This window comes from Acinetobacter sp. CY73, from assembly GCF_059515865.1.
The window spans coordinates 1-26,522 of sequence record NZ_JCAKMZ010000028.1 but is presented as its reverse complement, the minus strand read 5'-3'; the positions used below and the strand labels follow the sequence as shown (position 1 = coordinate 26,522).

The following is a 26,522-nucleotide window of genomic DNA, read 5'->3' as shown; positions in this document are numbered from 1 at the left end:
CCAAATTTAGTGGCAGTATCATAGCATATGAGATCGCTTGATATACATTTCCTTTATGACATTCGATTCTAATATTTTTGCAAGTGATATGGACGAACATGCTATTTGCGGTTTAATTAACTATGTAATTTAAAAGGTGAGATTCTTGAAACACGTTTTTCAGCGAGTTTGATAAAAATGACATATAATACGCACTCATGAAATCGAAGCCACTGTTCATGTCGGCTGTTCGTTCATGTCTTGTCTTAGAATGTGTGTACTTAAAATGGCACTAATTTGCCATTGAGTAAGATCCAGTTCTAGACCCTCAAAACAACTTGTTTTACTTCTTGCAAGGTCTGAAAACGATGAATGCTCCAATCGCTTTAACCCCAGAGTTATTAACCCAATTGACCGCTATTGTTGGCGAAAATCGTATCAAAACCGATGCGGACAGTCTACAAAATTGGGGGCGAGACCACACCAAACACTTTGATCCAAATCCATCTGTTGTCGTATTTCCATCGACCACTGAACAAGTGCAAGAAGTTGTAAAATTAGCGAATCAATTCAATGTTGCGATTACACCGTCTGGTGGTCGTACAGGGTTATCTGCGGGTGCTGTTGCTGCGAATGGCGAGATCGTGGTCAGCATGGATAAGATGAATCAAATCTTGGAATTCTTTCCAGCAGACCGTATGGTTCGTGTTCAAGCGGGTGTGGTGACTGAACAACTGCAGAACTATGCTGCTGATCAAGGCATGTACTATCCAGTCGACTTCGCGTCTGCGGGTTCGTCGCAAATTGGCGGTAACATCGGTACCAATGCGGGCGGTATTAAAGTGATTAAATACGGCATGACGCGTAATTGGGTATTGGGTCTGACAGTTGTGACAGGTAAAGGTGATGTGCTTCGTTTAAACAAAGGCATGATCAAAAACGCAACAGGCTATGCACTTCAACACCTATTCATCGGTGGGGAAGGGACTTTAGGTCTAGTCACTGAAGCTGAAATCAAACTTGAACGCCAACCGCAAGACCTTCAAGTCATGGTACTCGGTGTACCTGATTTTGATGCGATCATGCCTGTACTTCATGCATTCCAAGCGAAAATTGATTTAACTGCATTTGAGTTCTTTGGTGAACTTGCGATGCAAAAAGTATTGGCAAATGGTCATGTTCAACGTCCATTTGAAACTGAATGTCCATTCTATGTATTGCTTGAGTTTGAAGCGCCGTTTGAACCGATTATGGACAAGGCGATGGAAATTTTTGAACACTGCATGGAACAAGGCTGGGTGCATGATGGCGTGTTAAGCCAAAGCCTTGATCAAGTTGAAAGTCTATGGCGTTTGCGTGAAGACATTTCAGAGTCAATTGCGCCGTTCACACCGTACAAAAATGACATTTCAGTATTGATCACTCATGTTCCTGCATTTATTAAAGAAATTGATGCGATCGTGTCTGACAACTATCCTGATTTTGAAATCTGCTGGTTTGGTCATATTGGTGACGGGAACTTGCATTTAAATATCTTGAAACCTGCTGATTTGTCTAAGGATGAATTCTTTGCGAAATGTCAGGTGGTGAATAAATATGTGTTCGAAACTGTGAAAAAATATGACGGTTCGATCTCTGCTGAGCATGGCGTGGGTATGACCAAAAAACCATATTTGGATTACACACGTACCCCAGAAGAAATTGGATACATGAAAGCGTTGAAACAAGTCTTCGATCCAAACGGCATAATGAACCCAGGTAAATTGTTTGATCTTTAAGATCGAGCGATCTTTAATGGTTCAAAAAAGCGTATTCTGAGGAATGCGCTTTTTTTATTTGAGGCTTGATTTTTGCCATCACATGTCTCACTTGTGTAACAAAGCTTCACTACTGTTAAATACGAAATAAGCTCAAAATTTATTAAAAATGTATATAGGGATAATCAAAGAATGATTCGTTTAATTGCTGCATCAGCGATGTGTTTGGGAATTTTATCAGGTTGCGCAACTACACAAAATTTAGTGAATAAAGTGAGTAGCTCAGGTACACCGTTGGCTCAGGTATTGGGTGAGCTTTCTGATTTGCGTAAAAACTTGGCGACGGTTGAGATTCGTCAATACTTTAATCAGGCTGAGAATCCCACTGCGGCGGAAGTGAAAGTGACTGAAACTGGGTTATTGGATGATTCGGTAAAGTCGATTCGTACCATTTTTCGTTTTAAAAATGTGAATGATGATTGGAAATTGATTGATACCCAAAAAGCGTATCAATGTTCGCGTGGAAAGAATAAAGGTTTTCAAACAGCAAGATGCCCTTGATAATTATTTGATTTGTGATTGAAATTTAATCTAAAAACCCCATAAAAAGCGTATCAAATTTGATGCGCTTTTTTTGCATTTGGGGATTATAAGAATGAATATTTTGATTGTTGGAAATGGATTTGATTTATCGCATTACTTACCTACTAAGTACGATCATTTTATGGATGTGATGAGAGCAATTGAAGAAAAGAATTTAGGTCAACCAATTTTAGATGTATTTAGGAATTCAGTTGATGATTTTCCTACACTTTTAATGAAAATTCTTGAAGTTAAAAAAGCTTTAAATGAAAAGAATTATGAAATGGGTTTCGATGAATTATTTAGTAAATGTCGTGAAAAAGGGTTCATAGATAAAACTAAATCAATATACGAAATTCATTCAATCAAGTTGGATTTTGAAAAAATTATTGAAATACAGTATCTTCTTAAAAATAATGGGTGGTATCAATACTTTAAGGTTCATCTAAAAGACATTGATACTTGGATTGATTTTGAAAATAAGATAGAGGATGCGCTCAGAATTCTTTCAAGATGTGTATTAGAGTTTAAAAAGTTAGAAAATCTATATGAAGTTACTCAATTTTTAGCAGGCCTTAATGCTGTTAACTTAGACCTAAAGGGCAATGATTTAGATTTTTTAAATTATTTTGAATTCAGTAAAGATGAAAAAATAATTAATAAATTTATGCCAGTTTCTGGAGTCGAACAAAAAATTGAGTCTAGTAGAAAAAATATTAATCCAAAATTTTGTTATGGAAATAAAATTAAGAATGGATTAAATCCAAATATTTTTATCAACTCAATACATAAGCAACTCGAAGAATTTATTGAGATATTCAATATTTACTTGGAGTTAATCATTAATAAATTAGAGTCTAAGACAAAATTTATTATTGAATCCCACAGTTGGGTACAACCTGATCATATTTTTTCATTTAATTATACAGATACGTTCCGTAAATTTTATACATCAGTTAATACTGATTTTTTACATGGTAGGTTCGGTGAAAATCAAAATATAGTTTTAGGTATTTCTGATTTAGAAGATGAAGAATTAAAAAAATTAAAAGCTTTTGGATTTACTAAATATCATCAAAAATTGTTCAAAGATACAGATTACTTATTTTTAGATGAAAAAGTCTCAAAGGTAAAATTATACAAAAATAATTTTAGCAATTACACGAGAGATTACAGGCACCAAAGCAGTCAACAATTTAATGAAACAATTAACAAGTTAGAAAGCCTCAATTTGAATATAGAAGTATGGGGACATTCGCTTGATGTTTCCGATCAGGACTATATCAAAGATTTATTTTCATTAAACAATGATATAGATCGAAATGTCAAAGTGACGGTTTACTTCTTTGATAAACCAGCAAAATTTTTATTGCTCAATAATTTATTAGCGATTCTAGGAAAAGATAAAGTTGAACATTGGATGAAAAAGGGCTGGCTCAAATTTGAAAAAAATCCTGAAATTAATTTTGGGGTATAAAGTAGAAAAAGCATACTAACCAGTATGCTTTTTTATTTGGATATTTTACTTCTTCGCAAGTATGCCTTGCACCCCACGAATCGTTAGCACTCCACCAATTAATAAAAAGAGACCAACAAAGAACATCATAAACATGGTTCCCCCTGTTTCACCTTGGTTGGCTTGGCTAATGGCTTTCGCCATTTCCTCAGCAGAGGTTGCACCACTGGCTTCGGCTTTAGTTTGAGCAACTATACCGACAGAAGTTTTGCACATTTCTAAAAGTTGCGGATCTGCTTGATTGTTATATTTTTGCTGAAGTTGTTGTTTGCAGAGCATTTGATCGGCAGTACTGATATTCGGTGTATTTGATTTCCAATACATAAAAGCGCTGAGAATAAGCAACACGATACCAATGATCAAAGAAGTCTTAGGATTTAAATTTTTCATTTTATTATGCATTTATCGTTTTTTAGATTATGTAGTTTAACTAAATAATAAAATCTTTCAAATTGAAAAAATGACCGATGTGTAATGATTTTATGAGGTCTTGTTATCCTATAAAAATGAATTAATGCCATAAATTGCTCAAGACAAATTGAGAGAATGTTCTAGTCGAAGTCACCCTGATTGATTAAGATAAAACCAAATCAAACACTATAAATAAGATGAAAACATTAGCATTTATACATGAACCAGACTCAAGTGGAGCAGTCGGAGATTTCTCTCCTGTCACTTCAGTGTTCTCGCATTATCAACTGGGTAATACCACTTCACCCTTTTTATTACTCGATCATCTTGGACCTGGACGCTTATCGCCGACTCGTTTAAGAAGAGGTGTTTCTGAACATCCGCATCGTGGTTTTGAAACCGTCACCATTGTCTATAAAGGCGAGATTGAACATCGAGATTCGACAGGTGGGGGTGGGGTGATCCAATCAGGGGATGTGCAATGGATGACCGCGGGCTCAGGCGTATTGCACGAAGAAGTCTTTAGTGAAGCATTTTCCAAGGCAGGCGGAAGTTTTGAGTTTTTACAATTGTGGGTGAATTTGCCTGCCAAAGATAAAATGAATCCTGCACGCTATCAAAGTTTATTGAATGCAACGATTCCAAAAATCAGTTTAGAGAACGGCTCATTCGTCAGAGTGATTGCAGGACAATATTCAGATGTGATTGGTCCTGCACAAACCCTTACCCCAATTCGAGTGCTGGATGTGAGTCTAAAGGCAGGAGCGTCAATGATCTTGCCCGCAGAAAATCAAAGCACCACCATGGTTTATCTACGTTCTGGTCGACTAAAGGTCGCAGACTCAAGTGAGCAAGTTGAATCGCATCAAATGGCAGTCATGTCGAATCAAGGTGAAAATGTTCAGCTCATCGCATTACAAGACACGGCTTTTTTATATTTATCGGGTCAGCCGTTGAATGAACCAATCTATGCACGAGGTTACTTTGTGATGAATGAATTTTCTGAGGTGATGCAAGCCTATGAAGATTTGAAGAACAATACGTTTATTCAGCATTAATCTGCGCTTTAAGACTGAGAAAGTGCATCTGTTTAATCATCATGAAACAATTAACTGTGATGTTATAGTCGAATTTATTCTAAAATAAAGCCTTAAAAAAACTGATAGAAATGCATCTGTTTGTAGATCATTCAATACACAAATCAGTTTTACTTTGCTCAAATGAAATGTAGAACATAATGCAAACTGCTTCAAAAGCAACTTTAACCCGTGCCACGATGATGTTTCCATTGGCACTGGTACTTTTCGAATTTTCCGTCTATATCTGTAATGATTTAGTTCAACCCGCGATGATCACCATTACTCAAGAGTTCGGGGTGAGTAGCGCATGGGCGCCATCTTCCATGTCGTTCTTCCTTCTCGGTGGTGCGTGCTTGGCATGGTTTTTAGGCCCTTTGTCCGATCGTTTAGGACGTAAAAAAGTACTCCTCGGTGGTGTGGTCTTTTTTGTGATTTGCTGTTTGTTGATCTTAATGACACAAACCATAGAACAATTTTTGGCACTACGATTTTTACAAGGGATCGGTCTAACTATCATTTCCGCCGTGGGTTATGCAGCCATTCAAGAGATTTTTGAAGAACGCGACGCGATTAAAGTCATGGCGCTCATGGCAAATATTTCTCTCATTGCACCGCTGATCGGTCCTGTGATTGGCGCATTTATGATCGAACATGTGTCATGGCATTGGGGCTTTCTTGGCATTACATTATTGGCGACACTGAGTTGGTTTGGACTCAAAGCCAAAATGCCTGAACAGCATGTCAGTATTCCTAAACAACCGTTGAGTTATGTTTGGGATGATTTTAAAGCCGTGTTTAGTAATAAGCGTTTTATGGCATTGGCACTGTCTTTACCACTGGTTTCGATTCCCTTGATTCTCTGGATTGCGATGTCGCCTGTGATTTTGGTCGAGCAAATGGGTCTGACCAATATGCAATATGGTTTAGCACAAGTCCCTGTATTGGGCGCTTTGATACTAGGCAATATCGTGTTGATTCGTGTGATTAATCAATTGGCACTAGGTCGAACGGTGATGTTGGCATTGCCTTTAATGCTCATCGGGACTTTGATCGTGATGGCTGGCGTGATTTGGCAAGATTACATGCTGTGGTGTTTGATACTGGGTATGACGTTGATTAGCTTTGGTGAAGGCTGCAGTTTTTCGGTACTGTATCGTTTTTCACTGAGTGCTTCAGAGGTATCTAAAGGCACTGTAGCCGCTGCAGTAGGGATGATCATGATGGTGGCATTTTTCGTGGTGATCGAAATTGTTCGTGTGTTATATGGTCATTTTGATATGTGGGCCTATGCATTGGCGTGTTTTGCTTTAATCGCAGTATGGTTCACCGTGCCAAGATCAGTGGTTAGAAGCATCATGCAAGAACGTAAGCTCGGTGGGCAATTCTAATACACTCAGTTTTAATACACTCAGTTTAAATTGGCTAAGTCTTCATAGACTCAGTTTCAAAAGTTCAAGCTTTAAAATGTGAATCTAAAAAAGGTTGGAAGAGGATTATCTTTCCAACCTTTTTTATTGAAGCAACGGAGCTTATCGCACCATCTATTTCACTTAAGCTGTTTTTTCTTGTTCTAACTTTTTAATCTTTTTATCAAAAATGAATGGTCCAAAAGGAAGAATTGAAGCGATTAATCCTAAAATAAAAATTTGGATCGACCATTTCTGTTTTTCACACACGATAAAAAGCACAGCCAAAAATGCAACAAACAGGACACCGTGCCCCATACCGACATATTTGACCAAGATCGGATTGTCCCAAATATACTTCAGCGGCATTGCAATAAAGAGTAGAAGTAGAAATGAAATACCTTCGAGTAAACCAACCCAGCGCAAAGTTTTGATATTCATGATTCACGACTAGCAAATAAATGTAGGTTAAAGTGTACCTGAGTGGAATTAGATTTACAGCATAAATCACAAATTATATTCACCTAAGTATTTGTATTTAAAATATTTAAATCCGATGTTATTACTAGGTTTTGTGTTGAATGCGCTAGACGATTTTTTAAATCGGAAGATGTTTTTAACCATTCCAATTTTTAGCAGATCATCCACTAGATATTCGTGAGTCATCAATCAATACTGCATTAGATTTGAAGCCTAAATTGTTCTGGTGATGGATCAATATTTATTTGATGGGGTGATCAAGATGACGATTAAAAGTTGCCTTGTTTAAAAAATCGGGGATTAAATCTTCTCGAAAAGGGTAAATATAAAAATGCTGGATTTCGAAAATTTCACACATTGCTTTAGCAAGTAAAAGGGTATGCGGTTTAGTTTCGATATCAGGGTAATCACGAATAACAAACACCCATTGATCAATGGCAGCGCTTAAATCGCGAAGTTGAACTTCGATTTGATCTAGCGTGTACTCAATGTTTGTCGATTGAGCCTCAGTATCGATGGTTCCAAATAAATCATCATGATTGAACAGTTGAAGATTAGATAAAGGAAGTTTCTCTGAAATACTGAGAATACACCGATTGATATATTTAACCGCTTCTTTAAAGTGCTGAAGCACAGCATATTTGACTTGTATAAAGTCACTACAATTTAGGCAACCTTGTATGCTACTGCTGAACAGCGTATGGATTTCATCGCGTTTCTGATGAATATCGGTCAAGGTGGTTATTCTTGGCTGATGAGAATGGGCTGACTGTATCATAGACGCTCGAATGATTATGATTAAAGTGACCGTTGTGCTAGGTAAGAACTCAGCTTCATCACACCTCTGATTTTGAGTTTAAAAGAGCTGCGGTTTATTTGAAGTACTGACTCAGCAATCTTCAAAGTGACTTGTGAATAAATCTCAATTTATCCACAAGCCCAGATTCAAAATTTATTGAATTACCGAAAAGTTTAATGCGATCAAATGAATAAAAAATCAATTGATGACGCCACAAGCCACACGATCACCGCCACCACCTAATGGCTTAGGAGAGTCCGAATAGTTATCACCGCCCGCATGAACCATGATGGCTAAACCTTTCACATCTGCGAGTTTTAAACGAGGAGCAACCACAGTGGTTTTGGCAACACCTTGGCTATCTACATTAAGTACAGGCAAGTCACCTAAATGACCATCATTGGGTGTTCCATGATGTGGGGTTTGTTGTGGATTAAAATGACCACCCGCTGCCAAAGCTGCCCCCATTTTTCCATCTTTTTCAGCAGGCTCACATGAACCTTTTTCATGGATATGGAAGCCGTGAAAACCAGGACTGAGTTTTTGTAAATCTGTATTCAGAACAAGACCTTGATCGCTGTCTTTGAATTCGATCGTACCGATCTTTTCACCAATCCCAGATGCAGATACCGCATGGACATCAACAGCATGGACATCAACAGCATGAGTTGTAGACACTGTTCCGTTTGGTCTTTCTTCTGGTTGCGAGGTTACAGCAGGATTCGAACTACATCCCAGCATGAGAACACTGAGCACAGTACTAAGCGCAGTCAGTTTAAGAGAATTTTTTTTAACGGTCTGAAGCAACATAATCCATCCTTATTTTGTTTTATATACTGTTTCAGTGAAACAAAATAAGGCGGGGACTACAACTTTGATTAAGTATTTGAATGTATAAGTTTATTAACGAGATGATTATTTAAAATCAGGTTCATCATCAAGATCGTAGAGCATTGTGGCTTTGGGAACAGGTTCAGGTTCAATTGTTTCATGTAACCATTCACGCCAAATCGCCAATAAAATAGCCAAGATTACAGGGCCGATAAATAGACCGACCAAACCAAAGCTGGCTAAGCCACCCAATACACCAAACATAATCAACAAGAATGGAATCTGAGTTGCGCCTGAGATCACCAATGGACGAATCACGTTGTCCGCGGTACTGACCACACACACGCCCCATGCTAAAACACCAATCGCTTCTACAGTCTGACCTTGTGAGAATAACCAGAGGGATACCGCACCATATGCAATCGGAGGGCCAAATGGAATCAATGCCATGATGAAAGTTAACATGGTTAATAACATTGGATTGGGTACACCAGCAAAGTAATAACTCAGTCCTGCAAGTAAAGCTTGCGCGACTGCTGTTAAACCCACACCATAAACCACTGCACGTGTAGTTTCAGAAATGGTGTCCATATAGTGCTGAATACGCGGACCAACCACTTTTTCCATCGCCTTACTGACTTGATGGACAATGGTTGGGCCATCTCGATAAAAGAAAAACAGAGAAAGGATCGCGAAAGCCAGTTTGACTAAGTTGCGCGTGATTTCACCTAAAACAAATTTACCGTAGTTGAGATGTCCTTGAACCCACACGCTAATATTATTAAATAAGGCATTGGGGTCAGCATTGATTTCTTTAATAATTCGCCCTAATTCTTTACCAACAATGGGTAATTCACGAATCACATCGGGGACAGATAAATGCCCTGAAGCCAATTGACGTTGTAAATCAAAGAATAAGCTACGACCTTCATGTTGTAATATAAATATCGCAAAAGTAAAAGGTAGACCGACCACAAGCGTTAATAATGTCGTCATGAGCAGGGCGCTCAAGGATGGGCGATTTTCACCACAAACACGTTGAATGCGTTTATAGATTGGCCATGTCATATACGCGATAATACATGCCCAAAGTACAGGTACAATAAAGTACTTTAGGATGTCAAAACCTAAATAGAGGAGTATAAAAAACAAACCAAACAATAAGGCGCGTTGTAATGTCGGATTAAAATCTTGCACTGATGTCTCTAATCTATTTTAGCTATGCAGCAGGATTTAAAAGGAGCACGATACGCCGCACTCAAGTTTTAATTCATATTACTCTGAAAATTAATAAAAAGAATTAAATAAATAGTTGATCTAATTAAAACCAGTCACCTTGATCTTCGATTAAAACATCTAACAAAGGTTGCCATTGTTGTTGAATTGCTAAGTAAAGTTTTTGATTTTTGTCAAAAACACTTAAACCTTGCATCGCTAAAGTACCATACGCTGCACGTTCTGCAATCCATGCCACAGGCTCTTGATCAATCTTGGCAAAAAACTGTTGAATATCTTTGGCGCTTGCACCTGTGGGTTTAACACGATTTGCCAATAAGTGAACTTGAACTTTGCCTTTACGAATACGCTTAATCTCTTGAATATGCTTTAAAAAACGCTTAGTGCTGTCGATATCAAAGAAAGAGGGTTGCAGAGGCGTCACAATCGCATGGCATTCACTAATCAATTGCTCGGCGTGTTCGCCTGTAAGTGCTCCAGGTGCATCAATAATTAAATAATCTGTTTTTTTGGGTGCTTCGCCAATTGATTTTTCATGACGCCAGTCGAGACTTTGAATCGCTGTCGCCGTTTCGGGACGCTGTTTTAACCATTGCAATGCCGATTTTTGATTATCCGCATCTGCCAAAGCCACTTTATAGCCTTTTTGAGCCAAAGCTGTTGCTAAAGTAATCGCTGTAATCGTTTTGCCACAGCCGCCTTTTTGATTTGCAATAAGTATCGTTTTCATGATTTATAAAATCTAATGTAAGCAAGTGAGGTCTATTTGTAGCTTAGCATTAATTTTAGTAAGTGCGCGTCTACATGACAAAAGTCTAGATCTTGTTTACATTGTGCATAATTCAGTTGATGAGAAATACCATGTCCATTTGGATGGCGATGTTAATCGGTACCTGTATCGGGATTGTGCTCACGACAATCATTTTATCGGGTACGAGAAATGGAAGAATAAAAGCTGAATATGAACAATATATTGCAGAACTTGAATTAGAACACCAAGAAGCTCTACTTAAAGCACAAAAACGCAGTGTGAACACCAGTCGAGCCGTACTAAAAGGGAAAATGGCTGAACAAATGGCACCTATTATGCCCGAGTTTCAGTACCTACCTAGTGATGCCAAATTCCTAGGTGATCCTATAGATTATGTCGTGTTTGATGGCTATACCGACTTTCGAGATGGTGATGGACGCGCAGAAGATATCGAAGTGGTATTTATCGATATTAAAAGTGGTGGCGCTCGATTGACCAAAGGGCAAATGGCCATTGCGCAAGCCATTCGAGAGGGAAAAGTACGATTTGAAACGATACGCATCGATTTTCAGGATTAATCCTTAGTCATCATGGGACATCGAAAGTACACAAGAGATCAAAAAATAACGACATTGTTTTAATTTTTGAGCACGGGCCAATAACATACGTCGTCCAACTTTGGGAATACCGACTGCATCGAAGTAATGCTTTTCGGTCAAAATAAAATGAGAATTGACTAAGCTCAGTTCAATATCTCGATTGAGATGACAACCATCGGCAACGACTTTCTGAACGGGTGTGAGCAGGTTTTGCATATGTTTTAACAGAGCATGGTCATGGTAGAGCACGTGCTCAACCAGATGTAATGTGCCATTCGGCTTCAGTACACGATGAATTTCCTGTAGCGCCGCATCCACATCGGGAATACTACATAACGTCCAAGTGCTGACAATGTTATCGAGCGATTCATCCTCAAAGGGAAGTTGTTCTGCACCCGCTTGAATATGTTCAACATAGAACGGCGCTATAGATACACGTTCTGAAGCAAGTTCAAAAATATCTGGATTAGGTTCTAGTGCATAAAGCGTATTGACCCCTTGATAAAAGGGTAGGTTTAATCCTGTACCAAAACCAATCTCTAAAACATCACCTTGAATGGGGAGGAGTAACTCGCGTCGACTGTCCATCAAGCTGGGCGTTTGCATGACTTGATTTAACAGATGCGGGAAAATACGTTTTTGATACAGTTTATAAAGCATTACACAAATGCCTTGTATAGAGTGGTTCTTTGATTTTAATCAGATTTCATTCAAGTGCGAAAGACAAAAAACTGACTAAAGCATTCACAATTGTTACTTACTCTCAATTTTCATTTAATTTTTAACACGTATAGTGAGTGTATAGCAGTGATGGCTATTTTATGTTGATTCTTGTTGGCTGTATTTATGTATTTAGATGAAGGCTTAAATATGATCTGAAAGGGCACTCCAACATGCAATCGTGAATCGTGAATGAGTAACGAAACGCCGTTACAAAACAACTATTCAACAAGATGAATTACATCGGTTAAGTAATGGATAAGTAATGGAAGAGGAATTTGGCAATGTCTAAACCTATGGTATTTGCAGTATTCATGGCATTGTTTGGGCTGAATGCTCAGGCTCAGACCAGTGCATTTGATCAAAATGTTCAAGCAGGCTTAGACAGTGAATTTAATATTGCCAATGGCTTAGCCCCTGTTTTAAAGGACCAAAAAATCTCATTACTTGAGCCATTTTCAGGTGAGTTTCGTATCTTAGGATCTAAGCAGTATCATGATGATGAACAAGCCAAATATTCACCGATTGATTATGCGGTAACACGAGGATTATTTACAGATCCTGACATTGCTCGACAGATTTCGATTAACCAATATGATCGTTACTTAAATTGGAAAATGGCGAAACCACCGATTCCACCTAAACTCGCTACGCAGTTAGTCAGCAATATGCATATCATTCCAGCCAATCCTGAAATTGCGAAACAAATCAAACAAGTGAAACGTGGAGATTTGGTGCGTTTAGAAGGTGACCTGGTTCAAATTGATGCTAAAGATTTAAGATGGAAGTCGGCATTAGATTGGAACGGAATTGGCGATGGCGCATGCAAGTTGATTCGTGTTGATTCGATCAAATGGGTTGAGAAGCAAAATATTTAATCGTAGGACTTTGTGTAAAATATCAAAAGCGAACAATTTAATGCTTCGAGTAAATTTCGTTCTGGGGTAACAATAGTTTTAGGGAAATACTAAAAGCAGGCTAAACATCATGAAAACACGGAAGCTAAGTCCTAAAATATTATGCCTAACGACCCTGTCCATATTTATTTCCAGTCTAGGATTGGTCGCTTGTCAAAGTCCGAGTACCAGTGTAAAACTTGAAACACATCACTATTCTTTAAATCAAAAATGTCCCACTTTACTCGATATGAAAGTCGGAGAGGTTCTACATTTCCAAGCACCTGAAAATCCTTCGACAGGCTACCAATGGAAACTCTTACAGCCTTTAAAACTATTGAAGACGGAAGAAACATATCTGCAAAAGGAAGCTGAAGAGGGAATGGTTGGTGTGGGTGGTGAAAAGAATTTCCACTTTAAAGCTGAAAAATTCGGGCAAGAGTTGATTGAGTTGGTTTATGTGAGATCGTGGGAAAGCAGTCAACAACCTGAACAACAGTGGCAATGCCGAGTTCGAATTTCATAAAAAAAGGATCTGAGATCCTTTTCTAGGTGTTAGACGTTTCAATGCATTGAGCGACTTTTTATTGAGTGCTTTGTTGTTGCCAATGTTGAAGCTGTGCTTGAGCTGTGTAGTAATCACTCATGCCTTCAATCGCATCGGTTGGATTCGCCAGTTCATTGTCAGCCGATTGTTTTAACTCTTGGTAAACTTTGGCTTGATTTTCCCAATATTGATAGTACAAACCTTGGATATAGCGCCCTTGTTCTGTTTTTAAATCCAATTCTTTCAACATGTTCAGTGATGATTTAATCAAGTCATGTTTACGTTGACTTTTCATCTCGTCAGTGAGGTTATTGTCTTTTTCCAAACTTTGCAGTTCTGCTTCTAAATCATGACTCAAACGATCGAATTGCGTTTGATAAGTGGTGAGAAGTTGAATATCGTGAGCGTCATCAGGTGTTGCTGGAAAGTTTTGAATGGATTTGGCTTCGGTTTTATCCTTCAAGTCTGAACCGTCTTTAGAATCTAAACTCGATGAATCAGATGAATGCTCTGACGTCGCATCTTTAGGCGTACAGGCAGTCATCAACAGCGTACTACCGATGATGAGAGGGAGTAGTGCTGTATGTAGTTTTAATGTTTGCATAATAGAAGTACTCCTTATTGATATATAAAAGTAGGTTTGAGTTAGAGTGCTAAAATGAGCATTTAAACAGTCGGTTTTGCTATCCAAATATACGTGAACTGGATGAATCCTATGTTGTTGTCTGGTTCAATTTCTTAAAATGAAAAGCATAAGTCATATAGGGAAATTCAATTTGATCTTGAGGTCTTTTTGAAGTGTATTCGAAAACGATGCTTTCAAAATTTTGCTTCATTTCATTTTGCTGTTGTTGTGGCATAGCAGCAATAAAACTGGTCGACAGTAAGCGTCGACTGACAACATCTTCCACTGTTCCAGTTTGATGTTGCACGAACACCTTCTTGCTTTCAAATTCAAATAATGCTTGCGCTTGAAACACCTTTTGCCACTCATTACTGTGAAAGCGTGGGGTATCAGCTTCATAGTCTTTTAAAAAATCAGCCAGTGCTTTAACCCAATCCACGGTTTCATCACGCTGATTCCAGACAAGACCGAGATGACCTGAATCCTTGAGTAGGCGATATATTTCCTGCAAGGTTTCGATATTTGCAAACCAATGAAAGGATTGAGCGCACAAAATCGCATCAATACTGTTGCTTTTAAGTGGAATATCGTGGCTTAAGGCTTGTTGAGTTTGTACCTCAGGATGTACTATTTTCAGCTGTTCAAGCATTTCTGAAATGGGTTCGACGGCAATAATGTTGGGCGTGGTTTGTTTTAAATAATCCAAGAATTTTCCAGTACCTGAGCCAAGGTCAATCACAGTGGATTCGTGAGTGAGTAAGAGGTCTTCAGTGAGCCAATTGACCAATTCTTGAGGATAATTTGGACGCACGCTTTGATAAAGTTCAGCAGCAGAACTGAATCCAGTTTGAGCAGCAGGATGTAATGAATGTGTCATATTTTGCGCTTTTTTATCTGTGCAGTATCTATAAAATATGACACTTGGTGGAATGTTTAGGCAAGTGAATGATTGATTCATTTTGCAAACAACAGATTGAGTGCCTTTTTTGGAATTGCAATGGATAAGCAAATAGTATTTGAAGATGAACACATCAGAGCAATTTATTTAAAAGGTTCAACTGAAACGTTGGTTCTTTCTTTTGGCGATCTTATTACACGTGCCAAAGGAACATCCATCAATGCAGAAAAATCATTAAGTAAGTACGAATATAGTGTGATTGGCTTTATGCCAAAGCAAAAATCTTGGTTTCCACATGCCAGTATGATGGGTGCATTGGACGCCGTTCAAGAGATCTTAGCTGAATATAAAAACATTGTGTCCTATGGTGGCTCAATGGGTGGCTATGCTGCGATTAAATACGCGAAACCTTTTAAGATGAATCGTGTTGTAGCCATGGTACCTCAATATTCGATCAATCCTGAAGAAGTGGAAGACCGTCGTTATACCGATTTTTACGATGCCGAAGTCAATGGCGATATGCGGATTCAAGCGGATGATATTGTCCCTGAATGTGAATATATCATTGTCTATGATCCTTATTTTGATTTGGATCGTGAGCATTATCGAAAAATTAAACCTTTGATTCCTCAGCTACATACTTTGCATCTACCTTATACGGGTCATGATGCAATTGCAGTATTGGCCAATTCAGCGCTACTCCATGATTTTATTGAACATCCTTTTGAAGCAACGTATTTCTATAAACAAATTCGTGATGTCAAAAAGAACAGTAAGTTTTATTATCGTAGTGTGATTGCACATCTATTGGGTAATCACAATGAAGCTTTAGGCAAGATTCTCAAAACTATTGACTTACAACTCGACAGTGCTTTTTTTGATGCCAGTTTAAAGCAAACCATCACGCGTATTTTATTGACCAATAAACGCGTCGATGAGCAGGATTTGCAAAAGCTCGGTATTTCGGTGAATTTGCCTTTTGAAAATAAGACACAGCTACAAGACAGCTTTGGCAAAATCCTAGTCTTTAATGTGATTACTCAAAAGATCGAGAGTTATGATCAGCAAGTGATTGATGTGAATGGAAAATATGTTATTCCATTGCATGTTGAGAATACCGGCTTGGCTACGCTTGAAGTGAAGAAGCAAGATTATTTGATTTGTATGAATGATCGCCGTGTGACCAAACTGTTTAAGTTGGATGATGAACTCAGTTCGGATATGCAACCTTTGGTGGTGAAGAAAGGTTCAGGCTTTTATAGCTTAAGTTATAAGGCGCTGTATATGCGTTCAGATGAAGCTGGGAATTGTATCTTTGATGCTGAAACGGTTGGTGAAACAGAGCAATTTGTGGTGAGTTAAGCAACTCAACATTGAGAAAGTGATGCTTGAGAAAAAAGGGCTTTATAACGGATAAAGTCCTTTTTTATTTCAGCGTTTCTGATTGGATCACTTAAGTCATAACGCGAAGACGAATACTGATAAACATCCGTGACATGCAGTAAGGATCCTTCATGATCTTTTTGATACTGGTATCGAAACTTTTTTTCTGTCCCTGAAATTAAATCCGTCTGATTAAACATATAGCTATATAAGGTATTTTCGAATGAGACATAAAAGCGAGCTTCAATTCTGCAATGCGTATTGATTTTGATGAGTTTAAAATAATTACCTTCATCTGATCTGAATTCTTCATGATCTAAATTTGAAATTGAAGCCAAAGTGACCTCTTTAGAAAACCCAATGAGGCTAACGGTTAATAGTGCCAATACACAAAGTTTGATTTGGACTTTTAAATTCATTGGCTTTTATTTATTGTTTTCTGGATGAATACATTGTACTCAGTAAAAGATTAGAAAAATCCTGTTAAAAACGCTAGATAAAAAAACTTTTCCAAAAAAGAGGAACTCAAGCGTTCCTCTTAGATAATAAATCTCAATGATTATGCTCGTTCAAGACGACGATTGGCACGCTTAAATGTACCGAAGTCATTAAATCGAACGCCGTTTTCTTTCATGATCGGGTAGCAATCTTTGGCAATCGCTTGTCGGATATAAAATGTATCCCGAACCACAAAGTGATGAATCGCATGTGTACCACCAAAGTTAAAGCAGAAAGCTTGTAACGGCTTCATGCGCCAATCAGTCCAAATTTGGCATTGTTGAACCACATTGCCATTTTCCACATCGCCATAATAATGAATATTTGAACTGGTGAAATGCAGACTTAAAGTCCGTAAATAATTTGGAGCAGCTATTGCCACTGCATAGAATTTAGTGGATTTATCGATGAAGCGCCAAATACGATGGCTCGGTTGCTTGATATTTAATGCTTTCATACCGATCTTGGTGATGCTCATAAATAAGAAGCTATACCAAAGACCATAATGAATATTGCCAAAGGGCGTATAGCCAAGTGCCATTTTTGCTTTTAGTTTGAGTTTGTCTTTTAAACCCAAATCTTTTTGTGCATTGGCATATTCATTGGTGGCATTCAACATCGTAAATGGACGTAGCGCTATCGCCAGCATGTTATCACCGGTCATGATCAGGCGCTTTAAGCCCCATTTGTCGCCGTTATTAATGCCACGCTCTTCAATATCGGATGCCGTACCTGACGATTTATGGTGATGCAAATGAATGTCACGACGAATCCAAGGGCTGATCGTACTCGGTCTAAACGCATAAACAGTCGCCAACATCGCATTATTTATTTTTTTATTTTTGCGATAATACATTTGATGTATCAAATCATGCTCTAATTCATGCAAAATAGACATCCAAAATGCAGAAAGTGAAACTGCCACATACCAAGGCATTTTCCCACGTGCATATTGGGTAATATTAAAAATAATGCCCGTCACGGATGTAATCAGAATACCCATCCCGATTTGGTCTTGATATTTGACTAACCAAGGATGTTGAGCGCGCAATTGATTACCCGCTTCCAAAATACCTTTTCGGATGCGATGGTTGCGTTGTTCATCTTCAGGGTCAGCAAACAATTTAAATTTTTGTTGGCTTGACATATTTACATCCGAAAGCGGTAAATTCATATCCAATTTCCTTTGTGAACTAGGAATAGCAAGGAATGTGTATAAAAATCCAACAAATGTCGGATTTTTAGAGAGAGTATATGATGGGTCAAACTCAGTCAACTGTTGTACCAAAAATAATGAGCAAACCACTTAATTTGCCAAAACAACAGCGCACACTAAAGCGCATGGAAAAAGTCGTAGCAGCAACTGAAAAAATGTTGATAAATATGGACTTGGAAAAAATTTCAATTCCAGAAGTTGCTAACGAATCTGGTGTTCCTCGTGCCAGTATTTATCAGTTTTTCCCGACGAAATACGACTTGCTCAGGCATATTGCCTTACAGTATTTGCAAGTGCTCCTGAACGAATTAGAGACCGTTGGCATGCAAGTGGTTTTGGATCATCCAAACCAACCGATTACTGTCTACGGCCCTCTAATCACTGCTGAAATGATTCGAACGACAGCCAAGTTTTATAATGATTCTGATGTGGCGAGTATTCTGATTTTAGGCGGAGCAGTAACTCAGCATTCATTTATGGAATATCAAGTCGAACTGCAAAAAGTCAGTGAGACGATGCGTCAAGGTTTAAAGATGCTCAATATTGATGAATTTATTCCAGTGAAACCAGACACGATGACGATTTTGATTGAGCTTATTTTTACCTGTATGAAGCATGGTTATTACACCGAAAGTTATATTTCAGAGGAGATTTGTCAGGAAGCTTATCGTATTGCAATGTCATATCTGGCGGCCTTAAAGAACAATGTCTTTAATCTTGATCAAGTCAAAAAAATCACTCCTCAGGTTCAAGATTGAGTTGCACGCTTATAGTTGATCGAGCATAGTGAGCCTGAAAGGTAATTCGATTGGAATGAGATTCTCACCTTATGAAAGCTGTATTTTTAGATTATGCCTCACTTGATCAGAATGATTTGGATTTTTCGAAACTTCATGCTGCTTTTGAAAATCTAACACTTTATCCAGCATCTAATGAAGATCAAGTGTTAGAGCGAATTCGAGATGTCGATGTCGTCATCACCAATAAAGTTCGAATTTCGGCTGAAATCATCCAACAGCTTCCACAGCTTAAGCTGATTTTGATCTCTGCAACTGGCACCAATAATGTGGATCTGGTTCAAGCGAAGCATAGCGGTGTGGTGGTCTGTAACTGTCAGGCTTACGGGACTTCTGCGGTTGCACAACATACTTTAATGTTGATGTTGGCACTTTCGACATCAGTCATTCAGTATCACCAAGCTGTTCAGCAGGGTAAATGGCAAGAAGCTAAACAATTCTGTTTGCTAGATTACCCGATTGTGGAACTTGCAGGGAAGACACTGGGCATCATTGGTTACGGTGAACTTGGACAGGCCGTTGCTCAGTTGGCTCAAGCGTTTGGTATGCAAGTGATCATTGGCGCATTGCCGAACCGACCACAACGACAAGGTCGAGTTCAATTGGATGTATTATTGAGTCAGGCTGATTATGTGTCTTTGCATTGTCCTTTAACGGATGAAACCAAAGATTTAATCGATGCAAAGGCTTTTGATCTCATGAAATCCAGTGCTTTCCTGATCAATTGTGCACGCGGTGGAATTGTTCATGAGCAAGCGTTGGCTGATGCATTGATTCAAAAGAAAATCGCGGGAGCAGCAACAGATGTGCTCACAGTTGAACCACCGAAACAGGGCAATGTATTACTCAATACTGATATTCCGAATTTGATTATTACCCCGCACAGTGCTTGGGGCAGTGTTGATGCACGTCAACGGATCGTGCAACAACTGACTGAAAATGTAAAAGCATTTCAAAACAATCAACCGATACGACAAGTGAATTAACATGCTGATGATTATGCTTTAGTCAATTGACGTGTATTCATAACTCAATAAAAAAGCCCGTTATTCGGGCTTTTTTATTTATAGGCGCTCAATGAAATTATTCTGAATAGATCCAATCCAATTAGCGAGGAACACCAACGTCATCCTCTTGAGATTTTTGAGGGACTGCAGAAGGCGTAGCGGATGATGCAGGTGTTTCAACATTCACTGGCGCTGATGCACTCGAACTTTGAATCGGAATAGACTGGCGTTGAATCTCAGATTCAGAAAATTCGATGTTGTTTTGAGGGTTACTATTTGGGATATTGCTTTGAGTATTTGTACCTTGGGTATTATTGCTTTGAGTATCTTGTACTGGCACATCAGATGTTATTGAGCTTGCAGACGGTGAGCTTGTAGAAGGTAAGTTTGGTGAAACTGGAATAGGTTCAATCACTTGAGGCGATACAGGGATTGTGTTCACCACAGGAAATTGGGTACTCATCGGAGCGGTAGAGCCTTGACTCATACTGCCACGCTCAATCGGAACGCCACCTTTACCTCTCAGGTTGTCTTTGCTTTGTTTGACTTTTTGGACAGCAGTGTCGATGCCTTGACGAGTGTTATCACGCGCAATCACAGCTTTTTCAGTGGTGTATTCTTTAGTATTTTGCCATGCTTGATCAACACTCGGCTTGATATTTGCAACACCACGTTCAGTAACGGCGCCGACTTTTTCAGCTGTCGTTTGGATTTTATCTTGTGCTTTTACAGCGAGAACTTTAATCAAGTTTGGATTGTCGCCATAAGCAGGCGTGGTTTTTTGCGCAGCATCTTGTTGAGCAAAAACAGAAGTACTCAAACATGCAGTACTTAAACAGAGTGTGGCTGTAACTAAAGCCAAAGTGTTGTTTTTCATTTCTTAATATTCCCTCTCTATTCAGCTGAGTATACTGAATTGAACTTATACATGCTCAATCAAAAGTGATTCGCTTAAACATTGGATCATCTTGAATCAAGGCTCAAGGTTTAGAGACAGTATAAATCGTATTTTTGGCGTTTATTGAACAATGATGTAAAGCACCATCGCTTTTCAAATAACGAATGACGAGAGCAATAGGGTGGATGAATCGTTTTAATTTTATCTTTCAATTCTGCTGCGGAAATTGAGTCGATACGAGATTTAAAACATGAGTTTAAATTGGCATACCACCCACCCAGAGACAAGTCTAGGTGAGCTGTATTTTGCTGATGACCAAGGCTAGAGATCACTTAATCATCGGCTTGATTGTCGTGGGTAGAAAGGTGATCAGGGACTAAGCATTCTACTCACCATTCAGCTTGAGTCTTAAAGTACAAGATTAAATAGGTGATTCACTCAATGATCTTGGGCTTAAACACAGTTATTGTGCTTGGATGCTACCATTGGTGTTCAAACCTGCTTTTGCACTGCCAACTGGTGTGTTGACTTCGAGATTAGAACTTGTTTGCGTATCAACTTCTTTAGATTTAGGACTTAAAGCCTCTTTGGTTTTGTTCCAACCTGCTTGTGTATGCTGTTTAGCTTTTTCAGTTTTGTCAGCCAATTTGTCTTGGGTTTGTTTGGTCTTTTCTTTGCTTGCTTCAGACTTTTCTGACCATTTATCTTTGACCTGCTGGGTTTTTTCTTTCGCTACAGCACTTTTCTCAGAACTAAACTGTTTGGTGTCTTGCCATTTATCTTTGGTAAATTCACGCGTGTTTTCTACGCCTTTTTCGATTCCATGACCCACCTTGTCAGCAGCATTGTGAATGCCTTGGTTTAAAGAGCTGATCACACCTTGATTCTTAGTATTTACTTCAGCAGATGTGCTGACTTGACCATTCACGGATGCACCTGTGGTCGAAGTTATGTTCGCAAAGATTGAAGCTGAAGTCATTAAAGCTGTTGCTAGAACTGTGGTTTTCATTATGTTGTTCATGGATCTGTCTCCTATATGGTTTTCCTGAATGACGATTAAAATGGTCATCAGGGATCAGACAGAAAGCATAGTAAAGGCTAAATACACTCAATATTGGATTTGAGATTAAACACACACAGGCAATCAACGCTGTATGAACAATCATGAACAGATTATGAATGTACAAATCCATTGAAAAATTTGTAAGTGGTTCTTTATTTGCATGATTTAAATTGTGCTTAAGTTTTTTATTTACAAAGTAAAGCTGTGTAAGTGAGAAAATCACATTCTAAAAAGACCGATTACAGCCTATGAATTCCATTCTAACCATCGACAAAAGCATATTTAAGACCGTATTTAAGACTGTGTTTAAGCGCTAATTTAAGCCTTAAAAAACCTGAATACTCGAAAGTATTCAGGTTTTTCAAATCATCAAAAATGAAAATTAATTCTTCAAGTTAGTTCTTTAAATATTGAGTCGGTACTTTAGGAAGAACAACACTGGATGGGTATTTCGAGTTTGAGTAAATCGAAATCGATCCTAGGAGTGAAGAGGTTAAACTTGGTAATGGCGCAACGCCTTTCCATACATCGCTTGAAACCACAGAGATCTGGATACGATGTCCTTTAGGAATCAGAGCCGCAGTTGCTGGAACTTCAATACTCACCAGTACAGGCTTATTCTTCTCTAAAGGTTGAACATCCGATTCCTTAAACGTATGCCAAGGCTGAATCATTTGTCCTTTAATGTAGCGTGAACGTGATTCATCTACTTTACGCATCGATGCTGTGATAATCCCTGTACTCAAAGTCTTGGCACTGCCTGTTTTAGGGTCTACATCAGAGACACGCACCACTAAACCACTGTCTTTCGAACTTGATGAAATCCACAAATCAGCCTGCATAGGACCATTTAAGTAATAGTCCTCTGTTAAAGGTACAGAGTTGAAGACTGAAGCAGGAATATTAGACAGATTACTATTTTCAAGACATGGGAATGGCAAGATAGACGTCGCACCAATCAACACTTGTTCAGTTGTGCTTGAGCATAGACCAAAGGTCGGTGCTTGAAGTAAGTAGCTTTCACCTGAAGTATTGGTTGGACGATCTTTTACAAGATTACCGCGATTGTTTAAGAAATAACGATCTGGATCAATCGCAGCATGTGGCCAATCTGTACTCACCACATATTGATCATAGCCATGCACCCATTGGGTCACGTTTGGCAAGCTTTCTGCGCCTGTGTTCATGCCTTTTAAATATTGGTCGAACCATTGCAATTGCATTTTGTCTAAACGCGGAACATTGCCTTTTGGCAAGCTCGGGAACAGTTGTGCTGCTTGAATATGCGCCCAAGGACCAATGAAGGTTTTAACCGTCGTGTGGTCTTTCAACGCTTCATGCCATAGCGGTTCACTGCGTTGGAACAAATCACGTGTACCACCGACAATAAAGGTCGGTACGCTAATTTTATCTGCCTGTTCTAACAGTGAACGTTCTTCCCAAAATTCATTGTCAAAAGAATTGGCTTTGCCTTTGAATGCATCGGTGAAGAGTGGGATTTGGAACTCGGTACTGTTTTTAATCTTATCCAGTGCCATTAATTTACCTGTGATTGGGTCTTGTACCAATGTATCAATCGGTAATGTGCCCAAAATGGTAATCAAGCTCATCCAAAGCGGAATGAAGTTACTGTTCAGCTGACCGCCATTGAACAAAATGTCACGATATGCATCGCCCATCGGGACAATCGGGAAGGCTGCTTTAATCGCAGGATGCTGAGTCGTTGCACCCAACACTGCTGTAATCCCTAAATATGAAACGCCGTATAAACCGACTTTACCGTCAGAGAAACTTTGCTTACTTGACCAATCAATGACTTCATAGGCATCTTGCTGTTCAGTTTTACCAAAAGCTTCCCATTTACCGCCTGAATTACCTGTACCACGCACGTCTGCAACCACAGTCGCATAACCACGTTTCACCATTTCAGGATCGGCACCACCTGCAATCGCTGAAACCTTACCTGCTGTACCTGCGCTATATGCAGTTTGTATCAGAATGACAGGGAATTTTTCATTAATTGGACGACCAGATTCATCCGCAGGTAGGGTGACATAAGCCGCAAGTCGAGTGCCATCACGCATAGTAATCCACTGTGGTGGAAGCGTGACAGATTTTGGATATTGCGCAGGGCGATCATACAGTTGCCATTGCGCATTGGCATTGGTGAGCAAAGGAACTTGCGCTTTGCTCGGTGAATGACGTGTACCCAACTGCGTATTTTTCAACGAAATCGTTGTACCTGGTAAGGTTGTACTTGGGTTAGATGGATTCAAAGGTGCAGGTTGTGGCGTAAGATAATTCAAATCTGAATTGACATTTTGAGTTGGGCTAAGTGTTTTGTTCGCTATGCCGATGGATGTCGCAAGTATCGTGACACCTATACCTAAAGCGGTATAGAAAGAGTTGAGCAATTTCATGATACAAATCCTTGTTCGATTTATTTTTCACAGTGCTTTAAATAAGGAAAGGAATAGTCTTCGTATTTTTATTCCCAATTTTTTATGTGTTTCATTTGCCTTTTTGGGTTAAAAATATGAATTTTTATCAGGCTTAAATGTTGTATCACTGTTTAGTTTTTCTAACAAGATTTAAGTGTGCATTTTGTCGGAATAGCGAAAACAAAATGATTAAGTGACTTATTTTTATTGGGAAGTTATGACTCTTTAGCCACTATATAAAATATAAGTGTATATAAATCCGTCTATTTTTAAATGATTATTCTTTAATTCTAAATTGTTAAGCAATCTCAATCTTGATGTATTTCGCCAATAGCAAGCTTGATGAATTGAGCGCATAAAAAAGCACAAAAAGAGTATGTCTCTTTGTGCTGATGGTTTGGAAAGTGTTGTTTAAATCTTGCTCAAGGTTTAAAGATCTGCTCTTAGATATTTTCACATTGTTTTAAGTTCGATACTTTGAAGTTGTTTTTGAGCGCATGGAAGTTTTTGATCTTTTCGGGATCTTGTGGATCAAATACAGTGCTTTGGTCTTCAACTTGTGCATCGACTTTGGTGAATGCTGAGATCAGTTGATTGTTTTGAAATAGCCAATATTCAGTGGCTTTACCTGTTGCAAAGTTACCTGTGAACTCGATGAGGCAGTTGTTCGATTGTTTAATCAATCGTGCCAAATTGTGTTTGGTTTCAGGTTCAACAGCGATGTTTTTGTGTTGTTCTAAAACGGTAGGGGCGTTAGGGTTTGATGGTGTCGTTGAACATGCTGTAAGGGTTAAACAAGTTAAAGCTGAAATAACTAAATTTTGGATTTTCATCATATGTCTTATATTTCCATCAAATTGATTTTAAGTATATGAATTTGAAATAAGATTGGATATAGCTAGATGGTTGAAGTTTAGTGAGTGGCAGGTTGAAAGTAACTTAACGATTCCAGTCATGAGATCGTATATGGATAGAATTTGCATTACTCAGAGCTAATAAAAGTACGTGATAAGGAGTAGGATTAAAGTCAATTCGACACAGCTTTTTGATTGAAGGCATGTCTATAGTTTTAGTCTAATATAGAAGTTTGGAGGATAAAAAATCATTTGAATAGAATTATCTTTTTTTTTAAAAAATCAAATCGCCAATTTTGTGGAAATTTTTTACTGAGTAAATAAATATATAAACGGTAGATTAGCGAAAAAAGCAATTAATATATATTGAGCTATTTTTAATTTCACATGGCTTTGTTGCATAAACCTAGCATGTAAGGCTTATTCAGCAATATAATTTCAAAATGAATAAACCTGCAGCTAAAATCTACCATACAACCAATTGGTCATCCTATAATCGAGCCTTAATTAATCGAGGCAATATTTCCATTTGGTTTGATCCAAAGACTCAGTGGTATGCACAATCACAAGGCAAGCAAGGTCGAAATCAAACCTATTCCGATACAGCGATTCAATGCTGCTTAATGATCAAATCTCTATTTCGACTCTCTTTACGCATGGTTACAGGTTTTGTTCAAAGCCTGATTAAGCTTTGTGGATTAGATTGGACAGCTCCGGATTATTCCACCCTTTGTCGTAGACAGAAGCATATTAATATTGCGATTAGCTATCAAAAAAGTAGTAATGGGCTGCATCTACTTGTAGATTCTACTGGCTTGAAGTTTCTTGGTGAAGGTGAATGGAAATGCAAGAAACATGGGTCTGAATATCGTCGCCAATGGCGTAAGCTTCACATTGCTATAGATGCTAAAACCCTGCAAATACGTGCAGTACAACTCACCACAAATGATGTCAGTGATTCTCAAGTATTTGAAGATTTACTTGCTCAAATTCCCTTGGATGAACAAATTGATTCTGTTTATACAGATGGTGCTTATGACACGAAGCACTGCCGACAACTCATTTTAGATCGAGATGCATATGCGGTCATTCCACCGAGAAAGAATGCAAAACCTTGGAAAGATCAACAAGCGAGGTCTATAGAACGCAATGAGTTATTGAAAACAGTCAAACGGCTAGGAAGATCGCTTTGGAAAAAGTGGTCTGGTTATCATCGTCGAAGTTTGGTGGAAACCAAGATGCATTGCATCAAA

Annotated in this window: 27 protein-coding genes; 12 read left to right on the top strand and 15 right to left on the bottom strand. The window is 38.5% G+C overall.

Annotation, left to right across the window (positions count from 1 at the left end):
* Positions 1-347: 347 nt before the first annotated feature.
* The 3 genes from AC5YD2_RS12725 to AC5YD2_RS12715 all read left to right on the top strand — a co-directional run bounded on the left by AC5YD2_RS12725 (position 348) and on the right by AC5YD2_RS12715 (position 3,795).
* Entirely contained in the window at positions 348-1,757 is a 1,410-nt protein-coding gene (locus AC5YD2_RS12725; protein ID WP_496126694.1) for a D-2-hydroxyglutarate dehydrogenase, read from the top strand.
* 171 nt (positions 1,758-1,928) lie between these two features.
* Positions 1,929-2,297, top strand: coding sequence for a hypothetical protein (locus tag AC5YD2_RS12720; protein WP_496126693.1), 369 nt, complete (start codon positions 1,929-1,931; stop codon positions 2,295-2,297).
* 94 nt (positions 2,298-2,391) lie between these two features.
* The gene (locus AC5YD2_RS12715) at positions 2,392-3,795 is read left to right on the top strand and encodes an AbiH family protein (RefSeq protein WP_496126692.1); all 1,404 of its coding nucleotides are present in this window, start codon (positions 2,392-2,394) and stop codon (positions 3,793-3,795) included.
* Between the two features lie 45 nt (positions 3,796-3,840).
* On the opposite strand, the gene AC5YD2_RS12710 is transcribed toward AC5YD2_RS12715, so the two are convergent.
* The gene (locus AC5YD2_RS12710; protein WP_496126691.1) at positions 3,841-4,224 is read right to left on the bottom strand and encodes a hypothetical protein; all 384 of its coding nucleotides are present in this window, start codon (positions 4,222-4,224) and stop codon (positions 3,841-3,843) included.
* A gap of 218 nt (positions 4,225-4,442) precedes the next feature.
* Between AC5YD2_RS12710 and AC5YD2_RS12705 the strand changes: the two genes are divergently transcribed.
* Positions 4,443-5,303, top strand: coding sequence for a pirin family protein (locus AC5YD2_RS12705; RefSeq protein ID WP_496126690.1), 861 nt, complete (start codon positions 4,443-4,445; stop codon positions 5,301-5,303).
* A gap of 179 nt (positions 5,304-5,482) precedes the next feature.
* Positions 5,483-6,712 carry a chloramphenicol efflux MFS transporter CraA gene (gene craA, locus AC5YD2_RS12700; RefSeq protein WP_496126689.1) on the top strand — a complete coding sequence of 410 codons (1,230 nt, stop codon included), beginning with the start codon at positions 5,483-5,485 and terminating at the stop codon, positions 6,710-6,712.
* 162 nt (positions 6,713-6,874) lie between these two features.
* On the opposite strand, the gene AC5YD2_RS12695 is transcribed toward craA, so the two are convergent.
* The 5 genes from AC5YD2_RS12695 to AC5YD2_RS12675 form a co-directional block, all read right to left on the bottom strand.
* Positions 6,875-7,171: a DUF3817 domain-containing protein gene (locus AC5YD2_RS12695; RefSeq protein ID WP_496126688.1), complete on the bottom strand. Its 297-nt coding sequence runs from the start codon at positions 7,169-7,171 to the stop codon at positions 6,875-6,877.
* Between the two features lie 280 nt (positions 7,172-7,451).
* On the bottom strand, positions 7,452-7,988 hold the full coding sequence (locus tag AC5YD2_RS12690) for a hypothetical protein (protein WP_496126687.1): 537 nt from the start codon (positions 7,986-7,988) through the stop codon (positions 7,452-7,454).
* Positions 7,989-8,207: 219 nt separating this feature from the next.
* Positions 8,208-8,819 (bottom strand): superoxide dismutase [Cu-Zn] SodC, encoded by a 612-nt coding sequence (sodC, locus tag AC5YD2_RS12685; protein ID WP_496126686.1) that lies wholly within the window; start codon positions 8,817-8,819, stop codon positions 8,208-8,210.
* 105 nt (positions 8,820-8,924) lie between these two features.
* Positions 8,925-10,037: an AI-2E family transporter gene (locus AC5YD2_RS12680; RefSeq protein ID WP_496126685.1), complete on the bottom strand. Its 1,113-nt coding sequence runs from the start codon at positions 10,035-10,037 to the stop codon at positions 8,925-8,927.
* A 124-nt stretch (positions 10,038-10,161) separates the two neighbouring features.
* Positions 10,162-10,806: an AAA family ATPase gene (locus AC5YD2_RS12675; protein ID WP_496126684.1), complete on the bottom strand. Its 645-nt coding sequence runs from the start codon at positions 10,804-10,806 to the stop codon at positions 10,162-10,164.
* Between the two features lie 131 nt (positions 10,807-10,937).
* On the opposite strand from AC5YD2_RS12675, the gene AC5YD2_RS12670 reads away from it, so the two are divergent.
* A complete protein-coding gene (locus AC5YD2_RS12670) occupies positions 10,938-11,405 on the top strand; it encodes a Holliday junction resolvase-like protein (RefSeq protein WP_496126683.1) in 468 nt (155 codons plus the stop codon).
* 3 nt (positions 11,406-11,408) lie between these two features.
* On the opposite strand, the gene AC5YD2_RS12665 is transcribed toward AC5YD2_RS12670, so the two are convergent.
* Positions 11,409-12,086, bottom strand: coding sequence for a class I SAM-dependent methyltransferase (locus AC5YD2_RS12665; RefSeq protein ID WP_496126682.1), 678 nt, complete (start codon positions 12,084-12,086; stop codon positions 11,409-11,411).
* Between the two features lie 344 nt (positions 12,087-12,430).
* Between AC5YD2_RS12665 and AC5YD2_RS12660 the strand changes: the two genes are divergently transcribed.
* Both AC5YD2_RS12660 and AC5YD2_RS12655 read left to right on the top strand, forming a co-directional pair.
* Entirely contained in the window at positions 12,431-13,024 is a 594-nt protein-coding gene (locus AC5YD2_RS12660; RefSeq protein ID WP_496126681.1) for a hypothetical protein, read from the top strand.
* A gap of 109 nt (positions 13,025-13,133) precedes the next feature.
* Positions 13,134-13,568 carry a protease inhibitor I42 family protein gene (locus tag AC5YD2_RS12655; RefSeq protein WP_496126680.1) on the top strand — a complete coding sequence of 145 codons (435 nt, stop codon included), beginning with the start codon at positions 13,134-13,136 and terminating at the stop codon, positions 13,566-13,568.
* Positions 13,569-13,626: 58 nt separating this feature from the next.
* Here AC5YD2_RS12655 and AC5YD2_RS12650 read toward each other — a convergent pair whose 3' ends face one another.
* Together AC5YD2_RS12650 and AC5YD2_RS12645 are read right to left on the bottom strand one after the other, a co-directional pair.
* Positions 13,627-14,193, bottom strand: coding sequence for a hypothetical protein (locus AC5YD2_RS12650; protein ID WP_496126679.1), 567 nt, complete (start codon positions 14,191-14,193; stop codon positions 13,627-13,629).
* A gap of 109 nt (positions 14,194-14,302) precedes the next feature.
* The gene (locus AC5YD2_RS12645) at positions 14,303-15,091 is read right to left on the bottom strand and encodes a class I SAM-dependent methyltransferase (protein WP_496126678.1); all 789 of its coding nucleotides are present in this window, start codon (positions 15,089-15,091) and stop codon (positions 14,303-14,305) included.
* Positions 15,092-15,211: 120 nt separating this feature from the next.
* Between AC5YD2_RS12645 and AC5YD2_RS12640 the strand changes: the two genes are divergently transcribed.
* On the top strand, positions 15,212-16,474 hold the full coding sequence (locus AC5YD2_RS12640) for a hypothetical protein (protein WP_496126677.1): 1,263 nt from the start codon (positions 15,212-15,214) through the stop codon (positions 16,472-16,474).
* 5 nt (positions 16,475-16,479) lie between these two features.
* Here AC5YD2_RS12640 and AC5YD2_RS12635 read toward each other — a convergent pair whose 3' ends face one another.
* Both AC5YD2_RS12635 and AC5YD2_RS12630 read right to left on the bottom strand, forming a co-directional pair.
* Positions 16,480-16,914 carry a hypothetical protein gene (locus AC5YD2_RS12635; protein WP_496126676.1) on the bottom strand — a complete coding sequence of 145 codons (435 nt, stop codon included), beginning with the start codon at positions 16,912-16,914 and terminating at the stop codon, positions 16,480-16,482.
* Positions 16,915-17,054: 140 nt separating this feature from the next.
* A complete protein-coding gene (locus AC5YD2_RS12630; protein ID WP_496126675.1) occupies positions 17,055-18,167 on the bottom strand; it encodes a fatty acid desaturase in 1,113 nt (370 codons plus the stop codon).
* 80 nt (positions 18,168-18,247) lie between these two features.
* Between AC5YD2_RS12630 and AC5YD2_RS12625 the strand changes: the two genes are divergently transcribed.
* Together AC5YD2_RS12625 and AC5YD2_RS12620 are read left to right on the top strand one after the other, a co-directional pair.
* Positions 18,248-18,967, top strand: coding sequence for a TetR/AcrR family transcriptional regulator (locus AC5YD2_RS12625; protein WP_496126674.1), 720 nt, complete (start codon positions 18,248-18,250; stop codon positions 18,965-18,967).
* A gap of 71 nt (positions 18,968-19,038) precedes the next feature.
* The gene (locus AC5YD2_RS12620) at positions 19,039-19,992 is read left to right on the top strand and encodes a 2-hydroxyacid dehydrogenase (protein WP_496126673.1); all 954 of its coding nucleotides are present in this window, start codon (positions 19,039-19,041) and stop codon (positions 19,990-19,992) included.
* A 121-nt stretch (positions 19,993-20,113) separates the two neighbouring features.
* On the opposite strand, the gene AC5YD2_RS12615 is transcribed toward AC5YD2_RS12620, so the two are convergent.
* The 4 genes from AC5YD2_RS12615 to AC5YD2_RS12600 form a co-directional block, all read right to left on the bottom strand.
* On the bottom strand, positions 20,114-20,890 hold the full coding sequence (locus tag AC5YD2_RS12615) for a hypothetical protein (protein WP_496126672.1): 777 nt from the start codon (positions 20,888-20,890) through the stop codon (positions 20,114-20,116).
* Positions 20,891-21,374: 484 nt separating this feature from the next.
* Entirely contained in the window at positions 21,375-21,932 is a 558-nt protein-coding gene (locus AC5YD2_RS12610; RefSeq protein WP_496126671.1) for a hypothetical protein, read from the bottom strand.
* 437 nt (positions 21,933-22,369) lie between these two features.
* Entirely contained in the window at positions 22,370-24,394 is a 2,025-nt protein-coding gene (locus tag AC5YD2_RS12605) for a CocE/NonD family hydrolase (protein WP_496126670.1), read from the bottom strand.
* Between the two features lie 464 nt (positions 24,395-24,858).
* Positions 24,859-25,248, bottom strand: coding sequence for a hypothetical protein (locus tag AC5YD2_RS12600; protein ID WP_496126718.1), 390 nt, complete (start codon positions 25,246-25,248; stop codon positions 24,859-24,861).
* Between the two features lie 464 nt (positions 25,249-25,712).
* On the opposite strand from AC5YD2_RS12600, the gene AC5YD2_RS12595 reads away from it, so the two are divergent.
* Positions 25,713-26,522, top strand: an 810-nt coding sequence (locus AC5YD2_RS12595) for an IS5 family transposase (protein WP_496126669.1), incomplete at its 3' end; no start/stop codon positions are given.